This window comes from Paenibacillus sp. EB106-05-06-XG162 (assembly GCF_058791655.1).
Map to the genome: position 1 here is coordinate 26,997 of NZ_JBYTDT010000009.1, position 19,155 is coordinate 46,151.

Below are 19,155 nucleotides of genomic sequence, written 5' to 3' on the forward strand. Positions count from 1 at the left end.
GAATTGGTTTTCCGAATTGGGGGATAGTCTAAGATCTCGCACGAAGCTCTTCAATTGTCTGTTTCATCCACTCAATATCGCAGCGAAACAGTGCAATTCGGTGTCTAATCGTTAGATTAACGCCATGTAGATGCTCTACATGGGGGGGGACAGCTTCATAGGATGCGAGCAATTCCTCCGTTTTCGCTAACCGCTCGTTCAAGTATCCGATGACTTCGTCCTTCGGTAATTGATCCATGAAGCAGATGCCAATATCGCCATGCGGCAAGTAATCATTCACTTGGACCAGGGACATGCGCAGCAATTTATAGAACTTCTCCTCACCCGCTGGCGTAATGGAGTAGACTTGTTTGGCAGGTCGATTCCCGTCTTGCTCCGTTGTCGCTTCAATTAGACCCGATTCATTTAGCTTCTTCAATAACGAATAGGCAGTTGCCTTCTTCATATCCGATACGCGCCCCAGATTGCGCTCAATAAAATCATTAATTTGGTATCCATGCTGACTTTGGGATTTCAACAGCCCTAGAATGAGTAGTGTACGCTCGTCCATTTGTGCCCCTCCTAGAAGTAATTATTCTACAGGTGATTAGTCACACTTGACTATATCCGTGTAAGTGGTAAACTTACGGTATAACGTGTTTAGTCATATGTGACTATATACTGACATTATACATGGGAAGCGGTTGACGCTCAACAAGTACGTTGAATGGAGTGAGAGGGATGAAACGGAATTTAACATGGAGCTTAATTATTTTTGCTGTTGGCGTATTTATGGGCGCATTGGATAACGGCATTATTACAGCAGCGCTCACAACGTTGAATCGATCTTTTGGTGTATCTCCAACATGGGGAGCTTGGACGATTACAGTATATACCTTGGGTCTTGCGATTAGTGTACCGATTATTGGCAAACTTTCTGATCGATACGGGCGCAAGAAACTGTTCATTTTTGAGGTCTCATTATTTGGTCTAGGATCATTGCTCGTCGCATTAAGTCCGAATTTCACCTGGTTCCTTGTGTGTCGATTCATCCAAGCCATGGGTGGCGGCGGAATATTTATTATTGCAAGTTCCTTTGTCTTAAATACATTTCCACGCGAGAAACAGGGTCGGATGCTCGGGATTCTCGGTGGGATGAACGGAATTGCATCGGTCCTTGGCCCGAATATCGGATCTTTCATATTAAATATGACAGGCAGTTGGCATTGGTTGTTCCTGATCAATGTTCCGATTGCGATAACACTCGCGATTCTGGGGATGAAATTCATTCATGAAGAGCAGAAATTGACCGAAGCACGGCTTGATTATGCTGGCGTTGCGATTCTCAGCTTGGCTGTACTCTCTATGATGTACGGATTGACAAAGCTTGATGGCGTTAACCTTGTCGACAGTCTGACTTCGGGACCGTTTCTTGGATTTATTGCAATAGGACTCGTCCTGCTCGTGATCCTCGTAGTAACGGAACGCCGAGTTGAGAAATCATCAAAGGATCCGATCTTGCCGATTTTTCTATTTAAGAACGGGGTGTTTTGTTGGACCTTGTTCTATGCGATGCTCTCGGGGACGATTATTGCTTCCATTATCTTCGTTCCAGGCTTCATTGAACAATATTTGGGTGTAAGTTCGGCGGTCTCGGGTTATTGGTTCACGCCGCTCGCTCTAGCAGCTGGGGTTGGCGCCGCGTTAGGAGGCAGACTGGTGGACCGTAAAGGTTCTGTCTTCACGATGCTGACAGCAAGTGCGATTGCTGCGTTAGGCTTCTTGTTATTCGCAGTATGGGTAGAGCAAATCTGGCAGATGGTCATCGCGAGCTGTCTTGTAGGGATTGGGTTTGGTTCGATGCTGGGTGCGCCAGTGAATATTCTCGCTACAGAGAATGCAGGTGATAACAAGGGGGTTGCACTAGCGACAACGTCCTTGTCTCGTCAGATTGGATTGACGCTCGCACCAACATTGTTCGCGGGATTCCTTGCACGTTCATTCATGCATATGGGGGATGCGATTAAGTCGCATTTAGGTGAAGCGAATATTCAAGCTGGTGCAGGTGCATTGCCGAACATGCCGACACAAACGGATTTCAGCACGATACAAGCGGGATTTGCGCAAATTCCGGATCCAACGACGAAGAAAGCTTTAATGGATGCGCTGCACGAGGTCGTAGGGATAGGCTATCATGGCTTGTTTTACGCCGCTATGACGATCTGTATCGTATTGTTCGCAACAACGCTCGTCATTGGTGTTGTTCGCAAGAACAAGCAAGGGAGAGAACCACTGCACCAGAACTTATGAGATATTTCAAGCCTTGATTGAAAGCACCCTCCGGGGTGCTTTTTATGTTTGATAAATTAAACTAGGCTTAAGGAAGGAATATTTGAATAAATAAAGAAAATATATCATGTAACCACAAGAAATATCATTACAACGATCCCTTTGAATTTATATACTATTACTTAACTAAGTAGATCGCCCTGCTTTAGTACTCTATTGAAGGCGATCTTCTTTGTTATATTATAGTTAGCGAAGTAACAAATAACCCGATAATAACTGGCATACGTATGGAGGGTATCCATGTTCAAACAAAAAGATCGAGAGATTACGCTGCATTTTATTCGAACGTTTATACTGATTATTATTATTCCATTCATCTTATTTATCTCAATATTTTATAAATATTACTCAACCTCATTAATTCACAAGTCCATTGATCAAATGGATCAGCAGCTGGATGCAGCATCTAAAAATATGAACTCCGAGCTGAAACGAGCCTCCCTTACCATCTCTACCATCGCGAACGTGAATGACCACACGATATTGGATGCAGTCTCAGCATGGAGCAGAAGCTCAAGTTCAGTAGAGAAAATTCAACTTGCGCGTGAGATCGATGCTTACTTAAATATTATCTCGAATTATAGCAATGAGATTGTAAGCGTTATCTTTACGTTGAAGGATGGAGGTTACTATTATTTTAAGAATTCTCCTACGATTTCCGATTCTTCCATTCGCAATCTGCCATGGTATCAAGAGACGCTGAGGAACAGCAATGGGACAGCAGTCATTGTTGATAGCCTGAACGGCATTACTTCAGATAAACAGGACATGTTTACTTTATTGCTTCATCCGGATCAATCGCTCGAAACAGAGGTTGAGATGGTTTATTTGATTACCCACGCCTCTCTGCCAGACTACATTCATAAGAATCCAGATATTGAACAATTCATGATTGATCGGAACGGTAATCGAATTGTGAATCAGAACTATCATGATAAGGTAGATCCAGAAATCTTAAAGGAAGTATCCAAGATGCTGAAGAAGCCATCTCATAATCGAGATGAGGATTACACCTTTATTAATATAGATGGAGCGAATAAGCTTATTAAGCTGTATTCATTTGAGAAATCAGGTTGGAGTATCGTCAATATTTTAGATGAGAACATGGTTACGAGAGATGCAAATCAATTTTTAAAAATTTCCATCATTTTCATATCTGGTAGTTTTGCTTTATTTCTATTGTTTTTATTAAGTTTTTTTAAAGATATACTTAGGCCATTGCAGAATCTCATTCGAGCGATGAGAAAGGTGGAGACAGGAGATTTTTTTACGGAGGTAAAGGCAGACGGAAGAGGTGAGATTAAGCGGCTAGGCTATTCTTTCAATCGTATGGTTAGTCAGATCAGAGATCTTATGAAAGAGCGAGATTTGAAGGAACGAGCGCGCAGCCAGGCTGAAATCGAAGCTTTGCAGTCTCAGATTAATCCACACTTCTTATCGAATACATTGAATTCCGTTCGGCTTATGGCGATGATCGCGAAAACAGACAATATTCGTAAAATCATTGAGAGTCTATCTGCTCTTCTGACGCATGTATTTCGTGAACCCAACTCACTAGCTCCGATCGGTCAGGAGATCAAAGTACTTGAGTCCTACGTGCATATTATGCAGGTTCGTTATGGAGGCAAGCTGAATATACAGTTTGAAATTGATGATACGCTTTTGAATTACAGCATGCCCAAAATGCTGCTTCAACCGATTCTCGAGAATGCCATTTTCCATGGACTTGATCAACAACATATGAATGAACTTATTGAGGTGAAGGCGATTCGGCATGAGCTTGGCGTGTGCTTCACCATCACGGATTATGGTAAAGGAATGACAGACGAACAAATTAGAGGATTGCTGCAGCAGGGTGAGAAATACCAGCGTGGGAATTTTAGTGGGATCGGTGTAGATAATGTGTTACAACGAATTGAGCTTAATTATGGTCATCCGTACGGTGTAGAGATAGATAGCAAGTTAGGTAGAGGAACTATCGTTACGATTCTGCTGCCATTGATATGAACATGATATGTGAGAGGACGAGTCGTATGATGAATGTGATGATCGTAGAAGATGAGACGATTATGAGATTGGCATTATCTACGCTGATTGACTGGGAATCGAATGGATTTCGGATTGTGTATGAAGCGAGTAATGGGTATCAAGCACTTCAATATATCAAGGAAAACCGAGAAATTGACATTGTGATTACGGATTTGAAGATGCCTGTCATGGATGGTTTAGAGCTTATTGATGAGCTCAATCAGTTGAATGGAACGTCTCCACATGTTGTCATTCTAAGCGCGTATGATGATTTTGAATTTGTAAGGAAGTCATTTAAGCGAGGAGTCAATGACTACATACTTAAATCGGAGATGGATCCGAATGTTGTACTGGATCTCTTGAATCGGATCAAGCACGACTGTGAAGTAGAACAGACGATGTCTAGACAATCGAGTGAAATCCGTCATGGGGAACGGATGCGATTGAAACAGCATACCATTCGGGAATGGCTTGAAGTTGGCGCGAGTCCTCAGTTGGAACCTTCTATTCTGGAGGATTCGAACATGAGGTTGGAATGGACCAACATTACCGTTTCCATGATTCGAGTAGAGGGTTTTGCTCAGGTGCAGGAGCGGTATGGTTCGTCTATTGGGGAGTTTGTAAGTTCAGTGTTGAAGTCTATAGATCAGGTACTCGCGGAGGCCGGAACAGGTGAAGTCATTAGCTGGAACACGTATGAATACGTGGTGCTCTTATCGTTTCAAACAAACAGTTTAATGTATGTCAGGCAGAGTATTTCGCAGATCATGAATCAAATCATATTTGTACTGAAGGAATACATCAATATTCAAGTCACGATAGGCGTAAGTGAGCTGTGTGAAGAATTAAAGCAAATTCCAGCGTTTTATCTTCAAGCTCGCAAAAATGCGGATTTGCGCTTTGTGATTAATAAGCATCGAGTCATTTACCCTGAGGATGCTAACCATTTCTTGAAGCAGTCAGGAGAGAGCCTGATCGGGAAAGAGCAAGCCTTGCTGGATGCATTGAAGGAGCGCGAAGAGCAAGCGGTTCTGCAAGAACTAGACCATATGTTTGTACGGATCAAGCGTTCTGCTTCGATGGGGAATGAGGTGCTGCGTGCCCGGTATATTGAGCTTTTAATGATATTGGTAAAGTTCATGTATGATAACGACTACGTAAATAGCCAGGAAATGAACAAAATCGAAGAGATGTATCGAATGGCTTGGCAGGTTGAATCTTCAGATAGTTTGCAAGACTCGATTTCAAATCTGGTACTTCAGCTTCTGCAAGAAAGCAATAAGAAGGCGGGACAGATGCATCGGGTTGTAGCCATTGCGCAAGCTTATATCATGGAACACTATCGGGAAGAAATCACGCTTGGGAAAGTAAGTGAAATGGTGCATTTAAGTGAAAGTCATTTCAGCACATTGTTCTCGAAGGCAGTAGGAGAGACGTTTAAGGAATTTGTTACCAAAGTACGCATGGAAAAGGCAATGGAAAGTATGAAGAAGGAGCCTTATCTCAAGATCTATGAGATTGCAGAGCGTACAGGTTATGCGAGTACAGAGCATTTTAGCCGGGTTTTTAAGAAGGCGACTGGCGTAAGTCCAAATCAGTTCATAAGATCGGTTGCCAAATAGCCCAAAACTTTATCATGATTTCGAATGTTTTATCATTCTGACCGCTTATCGGAAGCGCTATGATAGAAACAGCAAATGAGTAATAGCTTATATCCAATAAGTATAGGAGGAATGTTATATGCAACAAGTTCGACCACGTATAACACGCATTTTATGTACGCTAATGATCACAGCCTTAATGGTACCAATGTTCTCCGCATGTGGATCTAAAGGGAGTTCAGACGAGGGGAAAACTGCTCAGCCGGATACGAAGCAGGAGCAGAAAGTTGAAGAGAAGGAGCCTGTAACGTTAAAGTTCCCCATTTGGTCAACGATTACGGAGGATTTATTTACAAAGCTTGATCTTGTAAACGAATACAAAAAGGAACATCCGAACGTCACCATTGAATTGGAGCTGTTAAAGGATACAGAGTATGAAAATACGATGAAGATCCGAAATTCAGCGAACGAATTGCCGGATATTCTGCCGCTGAAATCGTCTTGGCTGATTAATTTCAAGGATAATATCTTACCTCTTGATGACTTGGATGCAGCCAAAAACAATTTATTCGCAGCTGATTTCAAGGTGGGTGATCATATTTATGGTGTACCCGAAAGCCAATTCAATGAGTTCGTCTGGTATCGGAAGAGTATCTTCCAGGAATATGGCATTGAGATTCCTAAGACCTGGGGAGAGTTCGTAAGTGCTGCTAAAAAGATTAAAGACGGCGGCAAATTTATGCCGTTTGCCATGGGCGGTAAAGACGCTTGGCCGAATTATCCTTTCAACGAATTTATGCCTTCGCTTGTAGCAGGAGATGGGGATTACTGGTCAACGATGGCGACGAAGGATGAACCTTTCACGAAAGGCCAAGCCTTCTATGATGCATATGCGAAAATTCAGGAACTGTATAATGGTAAATTTATGGGTACTGATCCCCTCGGTGTTGGCTTTGACCAATCCAAGCTGATGTTTGGTTCCAAGCAGGCGGCGATGATTGCGCTTGGTCAATGGTTCGGCAGTGATTTGAAATCGATGAAGGATGTGGATATCAATGATGTAGGTGCCTTCTTGTTACCTGTTCGTGATTCCGAAAGCGATCCGTTTAATACGATTTCGATGGTAGATACGTTCTTTACGATTCCAAAAACATCGAAGCATCCAGACGAAGCGAAAGAATTCATTAACTGGTTCTTCAGTGATGCATGGTATTCCAAATATTTGACCGAGGCTCAGCTTCAATCGACGATGAAGGATGTTAAGATTGATCTAGGTCCAATGTTCAAGGGTGCTTTTGATGTGTCGAATCTGAATTATGTGCTCTATAAAGGCGGCAGTGAGGATTATAAGAAGATTGAATCGGCGATTAAGTTCGATGTGAAGAAAATGGGTCAAGACATGATGGCAGGCAAAGATTTCGATAAGATGATGCAGGAAATGAATAACAGCTGGAAAAATGCCCGTTCCAAATTAAAATAAATCTCAATTCGAGAAGTTGAGTAATGAGGAAGGTGGCTACCGTTTGGATTAGCCACTTTCCTTATATATATAAAGAAATGGAGGGGTAGAAATGAGAACGATTTCTATGCAAAGAAACATACTGTTATTCAGCTTTTTGTTTTTACCTGTATTGCTGCTGTTGATGTTCGTATTGTACCCACTGTTCGAACTTATTCGATTAAGTTTTACCGATTGGAATGGAATGGATGCGAAGCAAGTTTACATTGGTTTCGACAATTACATCAAGATGTTTACCGATTCATCCGATGTATGGCTGTCCCTTCGCAATAACGGATTCTACTTCATCTTTCATTTCATTATGATTCCGCTTGAATTAGCGATTGCGGTTGTATTAGACAGTAAGATTCGTGCCAGCAAGTTTTTTAAGACCATCGTATTCATGCCCTACATTATTAACGGGGTTGCGATTTCGTATATGTTTGCCTTCTTCTATAGTCCTATTAATGGTGGGTTAAATGGCATTCTTGAAGTGCTGGGGCTAGAGTCGCTCATACAGAACTGGCTCACGAATGAATCCATCGTGAACCTTAGCTTGGTGTTTGTATCGATCTGGCGATTCTCAGGCTTCCATGTCATCTTATTCCTAGCAGGCTTGCAAGCCATTCCTCAGGATCAATTCGAGGCAGCTAAAATCGATGGCGCGAGCAGCACCCAGAATTTCTGGTATATTATCGTTCCCGGTGTGAAAAAGGTACTAGAGGTTCTTTTGTTCTTAAATGTCGTTGGGGCACTGCAAGTGTTCGATATTCCATATATTATGACACAGGGCGGCCCGGGTCATGCGAGTAGTACATTCACATTATATACCTTGGAGACAGCCTTCAAATTTAACAACTTCGGTATGGCTTCAGCGATGGGGATTACGATGTTAGTTCTCATTATTGTCCTGAATAGTGTACAGAAGAGGCTGTTCAACTTGAAGGGAGTTGATGAGGAATGACGCCTCGATTAGGAAGTGCAGTGAAGAAGCTTGCCGTATATTTCATTCTAATTACGATTTGTCTCATCGTCTTCATTCCGTTACTCATCACATTATTCGCTTCATTTAAAACTTCGATGGAGATTGGCTCTGAATTTTCGCTAAAGCCGCCTGCAAGTTTTGATTTCGATAACTACGGCGTTGTATTGGATAAAGGGAAATTTCTACAGGGGTTTGGTAATTCGATGTTCCTGGTTGCAGTCAGTGTTGTCATTAATTCTTTAATAGGAACAATGACAGCTTATGCGATTAATCGATTTGATTTTCGCTTGAAGAAGATCATTCTCGGTCTCTTTGTAGCCGGTATGATCATGCCCGGTATGATTACTGAAATTTCACGGTTTACAGTCATTAAAAATCTTGGACTTTATAATACGATTTGGGCTCCAATTCTGATTTATGCAGCAGCGAATTTGGTTCAGCTCTACATTTATACACAGTTCATCAATGGTATTCCCAAAGAATTGGATGAGAGTGCAATGCTCGATGGATGCTCATACTTCACAGTCTTTAATAAAATGATTTTCCCACTTCTGCTGCCGGCAACGGCAACACTCGGTATTATTAAAGCGGTTGATGTGATGAACGATATGTATGTTCCATATCTGTACATGCCTTCAAGTAGTCTTAGAACGTTGACGACGACCTTGATGTATTTCAGTAGTTCAAAGTTTGGAAGTTGGGACTATCTAAGTGCTGCGATTGTCCTGGTTATGTTGCCGACACTTTTGATTTACCTTCTATTTTCAAAGTATATCTTCAAAGGAATTGTTGCAGGTGCTGTAAAAGGGTAAGAACTTGGCAGCAACGTAAAACGGATACCGTCTCAAAGGATGGTATCCGTTTTTTACTAAATACAGAGGCAAATGCATGGCTAATTGCCCATCGAAAAAATGATCAGAAAATCGAAATTATTGTCATTAAATTATCTGAAGCTTGAGGGTAGGCTGAGAACTATAAATCATTTATGTATCCGCTTTCACCAAATGATCTCCCGACTTAAATTGCCCCTATTCTCCCCTTTTTTTTCAACACACTAATGTGGAGGTGAAGTAATATAAGACGCTAATTCGAAGGCCAAAGGCTGCAACAGCATCTACAATCCTTTCGGTTAATATTATATTGTAAAGAGGTGTACTATGAAGAGAATAACGACATGGCTTCTAATTTTCTCATTAATATTAGGAATGGAATACTCAAGTACAGCTGTATATGCTGAGAGCGATCGTACTGTTCAGGCAACTGCAAATGGTAGAACCGAATTAAATATGAATAGTGACTGGGGATTCTACAGAGGTGATTTAGCTGGTTCAGAGGCCATTGACTTTGATGATCAGGCATTTGCCAATATAACCGTTCCACACACCATGAGACTGGAGAAGAAACATGCGAATGGCGGGCGAGCAGTATATCAAGGAATAGGTTGGTACAGACGTTATTTTACGGTTGACGAGATGTATCGAGGAAATACAATCAATATCGACTTTGAAGGTGTCATGACCGACAGTGAAATCTATTTGAATGGAGAGAAAATATATACTCGTAATGGTGGTTATGTCGGATTTTCTGTAGATATTACGGATAAGGTGAAATTTGGTGAAACCAATGTTTTAGCCGTAAAGGTATCTAGCTATGACAGTCCAGATACACCGCCAGGAAAGCCAGTAGCCAATCTCGATTTCCATTACTATGGTGGTATTTACAGAGATGTAACCATGCGGATTACAAATAAGTTGCACATTTCAGATGCATTACAGGCTGATAAAACAGCTAGTGGCGGAGTTTTTGTGACTTATCCCGAAGTGAATAAAACTTCTGCTAAGGTGAATGTAAAAACGCATGTCGTAAACAAAAATAATACATCTGCAGATACGAAGGTTGTAAGTAAAATTGTGGACAAGGAAGGAAATATCGTTGCTCAGGGTGAAGCTGATGCTGCAAGCATACCAGCAGGTGGGGATAAATCGTTTAACCAGGATGTAACGATAACTAATCCTAACTTATGGCATCCAGATACACCTTATCTGTATTCTTTAGTCAGTGAAGTATATAATGGGTCAACTTTAGTAGATTCTGTAACGACGAAGATAGGGATTAGAACAATAGAGTACAAGGCAGATGGCTTCTACATCAATGGTGAAAGATTATATTTGCGCGGAGCCAACCGTCATCAGGCCTTTCAGAATATCGGAGATGCAGCTCCTAACGCGATGCAGTATCGTGATGCCATGCAAATCAAGGAAAATGGATTTAATGCGGTTCGTGCGACGCATTACCCCAATGATGCGGCCTTTTTGGATGCAGCTGATGAATTAGGTTTATTAGTGATTGAATGTCAGCCCGGCTGGCAGAACTTCACGAAAAGTCAAAAGTTCTATGATCTAACGTTAAGAGATACGCGGGAAATGATCCGACGTGACAGGAACAGACCGTCTGTCATCTTATGGGAAACTTCACTGAATGAGACGGGCTATTCAGCAGCATGGGCCAAAGAGGTAACTGCGATTGCTCATGCAGAATATCCTGGCAATCAGATGTATACCGCAGCAGACCATGGACTTCAGGGATCTTTTTATGATGTGAACTATAAAGTCGTGGATACGAATTGGGCAGCTGACCCAAGCAAATGGACTGATTTTGACCCCAACAAGCCATTTTTTACTCGCGAATGGGGTGATTTCGAAGAATCTAGCAAGGCGCTGAGAAAAGAAGGCGAAGACGCTATGAATGCTCAGATTTTGACGCGTCAGAGATATCTGAATGGAGATGGTTACTCGGACTGGGGTGGCCTAGATGCGAATGATAGAATAGGCGGATACTTCTTATGGAGCTGGAATGACTACGCACGCGGATCAACGACGAAGACACTCGGAAGCGGAACAGTCGATATCGATCGATATGAAAAATATGACTACTACTGGCTGCAGTCCATGCAATCGGCTAGAAATTCGGCTGTTGGTCCAATGGTGTTTATCGCAAGCACATATTCGGGAGCCTCAAGCCTAAATATCAACGTATTCAGTAACTGTGACCGTGTTAAGCTGTATCAGAATAATGAACTGGTGAAAGAAATGACAAGGGAAGAGGCTCTGAAATCTGTTCCGAACATCGCTAAAAAAGGTGGCAGCCCAATATTTACATTTAAATTAGATAAGTTTGCGGCTGGAGAACTTAGAGCAGAAGCGATTTTAGATGGGAAAGTTGTGAAAACGCATACAGTTAGAACACCAGGTCAAGCTGCTGGGATAGAAATCGAAGTACGCGACAGAGGAATAGCGCCAGTAGCAGATGGTTCGGATTTAATACCCGTATACTTCAAAGTCGTTGATGAAAATGGAACGGTAGTACCCAACTACGAGGGTAAGGTTAAAATTTCTGTAACAGGTGAAGGGGAGCTCGTCGGCAAACATATTGAACGAATAGGTGTCGAAGAACAGAACGTTGAAGGCGGTATAGGTTTCGCATTTGTAAGAACGGCAGATGTCAGTGGAAATATTAACATTCATGCTGCAGCAGAAGGATTAAATGCGGGAACCAAAACCGTAAGTACAGTCCCTTATGAAGGGCAGTTTGTTCCTGACGGACAGCATACACCATGGGTTGGCGGCGTTGATAAACTAGAAACGACAGAACAGAACTATAAAAATATTGCCAATGGTAAACCTGTTACAAGTTCTTCTGAACAATCCGGCAACTTTGCAAGGAATGCAGTGGATAACGACGAAGGTACAAGATGGTGTGCGAGTGGAGCATCCTTACCACAGTGGATCCAGGTTGATTTACAAAAGAGTAACGCTATAGCTGGTTTTCAGGTGATGTGGGAGAGAAGTACAAATGTTTATAAGTACAATATTGAAGTATCAGAGGACGGAATGAATTGGCAAAAAGTTGTTGATCAAACGTTAAATACCATGCCTAATGGATCTGAAGAAACAAAGCTAGTAGAAACAAAAGGGAGATATGTAAGATTAACGATTGTTGATCATATAACCAATGGAGATTGGGCATCTTTATTTGAGTTTAAGATCATACCTTTAGAAAATGAAGAACCCGGTGACAGAATTACAGATGCGAAAATAGAATCTATTACATCCTCTTCAGCAAGTGAAGCTGACAGAGGCACGGATAAGCTGAGAGATGGTGTAACGACGATCGGAACAGGCTGGTTGTCCAAAGAATTGACTCTTCCGCAGTCCGTGACAGTAAAATTCAACAAACCGCAATCCGTTGCTGGAAGCCGTATTTTCTGGGAAAAGGACAGTAACTGGTACACGTATGATTTAGAAGTATCTAAGGATGGCCGCACCTGGCAAAAGGCACTCGATAATCGCTATGTCGGTGGACAGCACTTCACACCAGAAAAATTTGCTAAGCCGTATGACAATATCAATTATGTTCGCGTAACAATCAAGGATATTACGGCTGGCGGCGGGTTCAGAATCGGGATGGCGGAGCTGATCTTATACGGTCAGGATTACGTGGAACCAGAGAAGAAAGAGTTTGACTATGTTAGCGATCTGGAATGGGTTTCGGCACACAGTGATTATAATGCGGTACTTAAGGATAAACCGCAATATGGCGGTTCCACCCTTGATTTGAACTCTGCAACAGGAGTTAAGACCTTTACGAAAGGATTATCATCAGATACAAATTCAGAGGTTGTATACAAGGTGGATGGTCGTGAGTATACAAGATTCCAAGCCTATGTAGGAATTGACAAGAAAGCTCCTAAAATGGGTGGAGAAGCGATCTTCAAAGTATTTAAAGATAATGAGTTAATCTATACAAGTCCTGTCAAGATGCGAGACGACAACTGTGAATTTATTGATCTAGATGTCACAGGAGCCAAGCAGATTAAACTTGTTGCTGAATGGAATAATAACCCTGCAAATCCTGAAGCAAGGTATAATACGCATGTTGACTGGGCAGATGCCAAATTCATCTATGGCGTAAGTGTAATAGAACTGAAAGCAGCGATTGCAGCCGCTCAGGTCAAGGTGGATCAAGCAGTCGTTGGTAATCAGCCTGGTCAATATCCGCAAGCAGCCGTAGATGCATTGAAAGCAGCGATTGCAGCAGCACAGCGCGTTGTTAATACAGCAGCAACGCAGGTAGAAGTGACAGCCGCGCTTGAAGCGCTGCAAGCCGCGGTTCAAGCCTTCGATAAGGCCGGAGTGGCTTCGCCGTCCGGCTCCATCACGGCGCCAGCTACAGTAACTGCTGACAAAACATTCAACGTACAAATCGGTCTCAGCAGCGTAACGCAAGGGGTATATGCGCAGGATCTATCGATCGATTTCGATCCGGCAAGGCTCGAGTTCTTGTCTGCGAGCTCCCTCATTCCGAGGGTTAGCATCATTGTTAAGAAGACGACGCCGGATGGCAAGCTGCGGTTCATCGTGGCAAGCGAAGGCCCAGGTAATGCCGTAACAGGCACGAAGAATGTCTTTGAATTGACGTTCAAAGCGAAGGAAGTAGCTGGAGCAGCGGTAAATAGTGTTATCTCGATGACGAAGGCCATGATTTCGGATGCCGAAGGAGCAGAGATAACAATTAAAAATGCGAGCTCAACCGTCCAAGTGGTGAAGGAGCAGCCGCCGGTTGCGACGGGCGACTTGAATGGCGACAGCAAAGTAACGATCGGTGACCTTGCGATTGCTGCTGCGAACTATGGCGCAACCAAGGATAGCCCGAACTGGAATAAGCTGCAAATGGCTGACTTTGATAAGAATGGCGTCATTGATATCAGCGACTTGGCGGCAATTGCGCAGAAGATTTTTCAATAATGCATTAACGCAAACGTAAATTTGTAATGGTATGACGAGATGAGAGCAGCTCGAGGCGATCTTGGGCTGCTCTATTTTCGAGACAGCTTTTTGATATTATGAGGTTCGAGTGTGCTGGAAGGGTTTTTCTTTGGCACTTATCGTAAAATTGATCATGAAATCCAAATTATCGTCATTAACCTATCCAAGGCGGGAGAGTAAGATGTAGACATAAATCATTCTTTTTATTATCTTTCCTCATTTATGAATCACACCAAACAGATAAATAGCATTTTGTAATCGGAATGCTCCTCCCTATCAAAATTTCCATAAAATTACACATTCAGAAATATGAAACCCCAAAATTGCATATCAACCAGTTACTTACTTCAACTATTTAGTCAGTTTCTAGAGAAAAAAAGCAGTTCTCTTGTTCCGTGATTATAGTTCTTATAATCATATATTTAGTTTGAAGGAGGTAATTTATATTGTTTAGTTCCAGACAAAAAGCAAGGAAAGCATTGGTGCTGGCTGTGATAATTGCATTGTTTGTCAATTTTCCAACCTTATCCAGGGCGGCGGACAATGGAAACGGTACGTACACAAATCCGATCATGTGGGGAGATTATCCAGATAACGACGTGATCAGGGTGGGAGACACCTATTATATGTCATCCACGAGTATGCACCTCTTTCCCGGAAGTCCCATCATGAGTTCCAAAGATTTGGTGAACTGGACGTATGAGAGCTATGCTGTCGACAGAATGGCAGGCGACATGTACGATCTCAAGAATGGGCAGAATGCCTACGACGAAGGTCCATGGGCGACCAGCTTAAGGTATCATAATGGCAAATATTACTTGATGTATAACATTAATCGAGATGCATCATTTGTAAGCGTTTCCAATAGCGCGAAGGGTCCTTGGACGATTTACAAGCTGGAAGATGAACTCTACGATCCTGGCCTATTTTTTGACGACGATGGGAAAGTGTACGTTGTACATGGTCAAGGTCAACTCTACCTAAGTGAATTGAAAATCGTGAATGAAGAAACGGGTCACCTTTCCATTATTTCTAAGAGAGCCCCCGGCGCATCAAGAAATGGAAAGATGATATACGACTATAAGGGCGGTTATTATAACGAAGGATCACACGTTTATAAAGTTGGAGAATACTATTACATCCTTAGTACGCCGACCTGGAATAAAGGCTCGAAGAAGGAAATCGCCATCCGAACCAAAGATTTGGCCAATGGTCCTTATGAAGTAAAGGATATCATGACCAGCTTTATGAATTTTACGGGCAATGGCATTCATCAGGGGGGGATCGTAGATGTTCCTCAGGGTGAAGGCAAGGCATCGGAGTGGTGGTCGGTCATTTTCCAGGATCGAGGGAAGCTGGGACGTGTTCCAACCTTGCAGCCAGTGCACTGGAAAGACGGATGGCCGTATATGGGAGAGCTAGATGGAGAAAAAGCGGCTGTTACTTTTAAGAAGCCTAATATACCAGGTTTGGGTACAACGGAGCCAAAGTCGCCTGCAACATCAGATGAGTTCAGCGGCAGTGCGTTAGGCCTGCAATGGCAGTGGAATCACAATCCTGACAATGCAAAGTGGAGTCTTGCTGAAAGATCCGGATATATAAGACTTAAGACATCCAGCGTAACCAATGCTTTAGCCTATGCACGAAATACGCTGACGCAGCGAATCATCGGTCCGGATTGCACGGCAACTGTCAAGATGGATATAAGCCATATGGCTGACGGCGATCAGGCGGGATTATCTGTCATCCAGAAGGATTCCAACTTCATTGGCATAAAGAATGAAAATGGAAAGAAGAGAATCGTTGTTCAAGACTTGTGGACGGAACAGGCAGCTATCGATCTTCCGGAAGGAACGACAAACATTTGGTTTAGAGCCGAAACCCCAAGATTCGAATATCGAACAGAGTTCTCATACAGCCTAGATGGCGTGAATTTTACGAGATTAGGCGGAAGGTATGACATGCGTTACGGAACCTATGTCGGAATGAGGTTTGGTATTTTCAACTTTGCTACAAAAGCCCTTGGCGGATATATCGATGTGGATTCGTTTGCACTGACAACGACTGAAAATCAAGGGAATTTATTTCAAGTAGATGGGAAGATCGATGCCGAACGTTATGACGATCAAAACTATGTCACGGATAAAAATCTTACGATCAACACGAAAACGGAGTGGACGAATGATGATGTAAGCGACGGATATGACCAAAGTATGGCGAATATTAAGCATGGCGACTGGCTGCGTTACGATCAAGTAGATTTTGGTGATGGAGAGGCAACATGGTTTAACGCTAGAGTAGCAAGTAACAAACAGGGCGGCACGATAGAAGTTAAACTAGCCGATGCTGAAGGGAATCCGGCTCTGACGATCGCGACATTGCAGATTCCGAATACAGGGGATTTGAATGTGTATGTCAATACGCAAGCAGAGCTTACCAAAGAAGTGACAGGCAAGCAAAAAATATTCTTAGTATTCAACGGTGCGGATAAGGAAATGTGCAAGCTCAACTGGTTTATGTTCGGGTCAGGCGATTATCCAGGGATTGCAGCAGTTCCGGCTCATGTCCAAGTGGGTTCATCGAACAGCTCGACGATTGATATCGCATGGGATGCCGTCCCCGGGGCGTTACAGTATGACATGATGATTGATCACAAGATCATAAGCAATGCTACAAGCCCATTTTCAGAAACAGGCTTACTTGCTGGATCAACGCATGCCGTACAGGTTCGATCCAAGAACTTTGCAGGGTTTAGTGATTGGAGTGAGGCTGTAAAAATTTCAACGGAAGCTGACCCTGAAATGATTCCTTCAAGCGGCATGACGGTAACAGCTTCAAGTGAAGAGACGCAAGATGAAGACAATAAGGCAGCAAATGTCTTAGATGGAAACATAGATACAATATGGCATACCAAGTGGAATGGTGGAAATACCCCTCCGCACACATTGGATTTCAACTTGGGCCAAACCTATGACGTATTTAAGCTTCAATATATTCCAAGACAGTCCGGTGGAGATAACGGCATTGTAACCAAGTACAACATCTATACGAGCATGGATGGTGTGAACTACACCTTAGTCAAGGAAAAAGGAACTTTTGTAAACGATTCCATGCCAAAGATCGTAACCTTTAAACCCACGCCAGCCAATCATCTGAGATTTGAAGTATTAGCTGGGCATAATGGCTACGGTTCCGGCGCCGAAATAAACATTTACCAAAATGCAAACTCCATACCGGTTGTGTCTGGCAACAAGCCAGCTGCAGCTAGCAGTGAACAAACAGGCTTTGAGGCTTCGAAGGCTAACGATGGTGATCTAGCTACCGCATGGAAAGCTGCAGATGAAGATCCGATGAAGACTTGGACGGTAGACTTGGAAGAAAAGTATGATCTGACGGGGATCGAGCTTGAATGGGCTACTGCAAACGCAAGCAAGTATAAGGTTGAAGTCTCGAGTGATAACAAGGTTTGGACGCTTGCCGTTGACAGAACGGCGGATATAGAAACCAGCAAGGTGAAAACAGATAGAGTCTCCAATCAAGAAGTAAGGTATGTCAAGGTAACATTTACAGAAGGGATCGCAACCATTGATGAAATAAGAGTTCGCGGTACCAAGAGCGTCATCGTACCGGAATCACGCAATGTCGTATTGAACAAACCGGCGACAACAGATAGCCAGCAGAATAGCAATCCAGCATCGGCAGGCAACGATGGGGATGAGTCAACGCGTTGGTGTGTGGCGGACGACAAGCATCCACATTACTGGCAGGTGAATCTGGGCGGGAAGTATGATTTAACGGGTTCAAAGGTCATTTTTGAAAAAGCTGGCAAAGCCATGATGTATAAGATCGAGGTTTCAAGTGACGCTGCTACTTGGTCGACAGTGCTTGACCATATGAATAACACGACCAACACGGAACAAGTCAGAACAGATAACTGGACCGCGAAGGGTATTCAATATATCAAGGTCACTGTCATGGGATACCCGGAACTATGGGCAGGGTTCCGTGAATTTGAAGCGTACGGCGCAAAATCGCCGGTCGTGGATACAACAGCGCTGGAAGCGGTGATTGCGACAGCTCAGGTCAAAGTAGATCAAGCAGTCGTTGGTGATCAGCCAGGACAATATCCGCAAGCAGCCGTAGATGCATTGAAGGCAGCGATTGCAGCAGCAAAGCGCGTTGTCGATACGGCAGCAACGCAGGCGGAAGTGACTGCCGCGATTGAAGCGCTGCAAGCCGCGGTTCAAGCCTTCGATAAGACCGGAGCAGCTGCGCCGTCCGGCTCCATCACGGCGCCAGCTACAGTGACTGCTGGCAAAACGTTCCATGTGCAAGTCGGTCTCAGCGGCGTAACGCAAGCGGTATATGCGCAGGATCTATCGGTCGATTTCGATCCAGCTACGTTCGAGTTCTTGTCTGCGCGCTCTCTCATACCAGGGGTCAGTATCATCGAGAAGAAGACAACGCCGGATGGCAAGTTGCGGTTCATCGTGGCAAGTGAAGGCCCGGGCAATGCCGTAACAGGCACGAAGCATGTCCTTGAATTGACGTTCAAAGCGAAGGAAGTAGCTGATACGGCGGTTAATAGTGTCATCTCAATCACGAAGGCCATCATTTCGGATGCCGCAGGTGTTGAGACGACCATAGGCAATGCGAGCTCCACCGTCCAAGTGGTGAAGGAGCAACCGCCGGTTGCGACGGGCGACTTGAACGGCGACGGCAAAGTAACGATCGGGGACCTTGCGATTGCTGCTGCGAACTATGGCGCAACCAAGGATAGCCCGAACTGGAGTAAGCTGCAAATGGCTGACTTTGACCACAATGGCATCATTGATATTAGCGACTTGGCGGCGATCGCGAAGAAGATTATTCAATAATCCTGGCTGAACG

At 43.5% G+C, this 19,155-nt stretch carries 9 protein-coding genes; 8 read left to right on the forward strand and 1 reads right to left on the reverse strand.

Features of this window, described 5'->3' with window-relative positions:
- Positions 1 to 28: 28 nt before the first annotated feature.
- Complete coding sequence (locus tag AC3WU2_RS18785; RefSeq protein WP_492456626.1) at positions 29 to 550, reverse strand: PadR family transcriptional regulator; 522 nt, start codon at positions 548 to 550, stop codon at positions 29 to 31.
- 170 nt (positions 551 to 720) lie between these two features.
- Between AC3WU2_RS18785 and AC3WU2_RS18790 the strand changes: the two genes are divergently transcribed.
- The 8 genes from AC3WU2_RS18790 (at position 721) to AC3WU2_RS18825 (ending at position 19,142) form a co-directional block, all read left to right on the forward strand.
- Positions 721 to 2,289 (forward strand): MFS transporter, encoded by a 1,569-nt coding sequence (locus tag AC3WU2_RS18790; RefSeq protein ID WP_492456627.1) that lies wholly within the window; start codon positions 721 to 723, stop codon positions 2,287 to 2,289.
- 279 nt (positions 2,290 to 2,568) lie between these two features.
- Complete coding sequence (locus tag AC3WU2_RS18795; RefSeq protein ID WP_492456628.1) at positions 2,569 to 4,335, forward strand: cache domain-containing sensor histidine kinase; 1,767 nt, start codon at positions 2,569 to 2,571, stop codon at positions 4,333 to 4,335.
- Between the two features lie 26 nt (positions 4,336 to 4,361).
- Positions 4,362 to 5,978: a response regulator gene (locus tag AC3WU2_RS18800; protein ID WP_492456629.1), complete on the forward strand. Its 1,617-nt coding sequence runs from the start codon at positions 4,362 to 4,364 to the stop codon at positions 5,976 to 5,978.
- Between the two features lie 118 nt (positions 5,979 to 6,096).
- A complete protein-coding gene (locus AC3WU2_RS18805) occupies positions 6,097 to 7,437 on the forward strand; it encodes an ABC transporter substrate-binding protein (protein ID WP_492456630.1) in 1,341 nt (446 codons plus the stop codon).
- A 91-nt stretch (positions 7,438 to 7,528) separates the two neighbouring features.
- Positions 7,529 to 8,419, forward strand: a complete 891-nt coding sequence (locus AC3WU2_RS18810) for a carbohydrate ABC transporter permease (protein ID WP_492456631.1) — start codon at positions 7,529 to 7,531, stop codon at positions 8,417 to 8,419.
- Positions 8,416 to 9,252, forward strand: a complete 837-nt coding sequence (locus tag AC3WU2_RS18815; protein ID WP_492456632.1) for a carbohydrate ABC transporter permease — start codon at positions 8,416 to 8,418, stop codon at positions 9,250 to 9,252. Before AC3WU2_RS18810 ends, AC3WU2_RS18815 begins: the two co-directional genes overlap by 4 nt.
- Positions 9,253 to 9,597: 345 nt before the next feature.
- The gene (locus tag AC3WU2_RS18820) at positions 9,598 to 14,244 is read left to right on the forward strand and encodes a discoidin domain-containing protein (RefSeq protein ID WP_492456633.1); all 4,647 of its coding nucleotides are present in this window, start codon (positions 9,598 to 9,600) and stop codon (positions 14,242 to 14,244) included.
- 467 nt (positions 14,245 to 14,711) lie between these two features.
- Complete coding sequence (locus AC3WU2_RS18825) at positions 14,712 to 19,142, forward strand: discoidin domain-containing protein (RefSeq protein ID WP_492456634.1); 4,431 nt, start codon at positions 14,712 to 14,714, stop codon at positions 19,140 to 19,142.
- Positions 19,143 to 19,155: the final 13 nt, after the last annotated feature.

Bases quoted from the DNA above. Each gene is read 5' to 3' on its own strand.
- AC3WU2_RS18805 (WP_492456630.1), top strand. From the start codon at position 6,097: ATGCAACAAGTTCGACCACGTATAACACGCATTTTATGTACGCTAATG.
- AC3WU2_RS18795 (WP_492456628.1), top strand. From the start codon at position 2,569: ATGTTCAAACAAAAAGATCGAGAGATTACGCTGCATTTTATTCGAACG.
- AC3WU2_RS18800 (WP_492456629.1), top strand. From the start codon at position 4,362: ATGATGAATGTGATGATCGTAGAAGATGAGACGATTATGAGATTGGCA.
- AC3WU2_RS18815 (WP_492456632.1), top strand. From the start codon at position 8,416: ATGACGCCTCGATTAGGAAGTGCAGTGAAGAAGCTTGCCGTATATTTC.
- AC3WU2_RS18820 (WP_492456633.1), top strand. From the start codon at position 9,598: ATGAAGAGAATAACGACATGGCTTCTAATTTTCTCATTAATATTAGGA.
- AC3WU2_RS18810 (WP_492456631.1), top strand. From the start codon at position 7,529: ATGAGAACGATTTCTATGCAAAGAAACATACTGTTATTCAGCTTTTTG.
- AC3WU2_RS18785 (WP_492456626.1), bottom strand. From the start codon at position 550: ATGGACGAGCGTACACTACTCATTCTAGGGCTGTTGAAATCCCAAAGT.
- AC3WU2_RS18790 (WP_492456627.1), top strand. From the start codon at position 721: ATGAAACGGAATTTAACATGGAGCTTAATTATTTTTGCTGTTGGCGTA.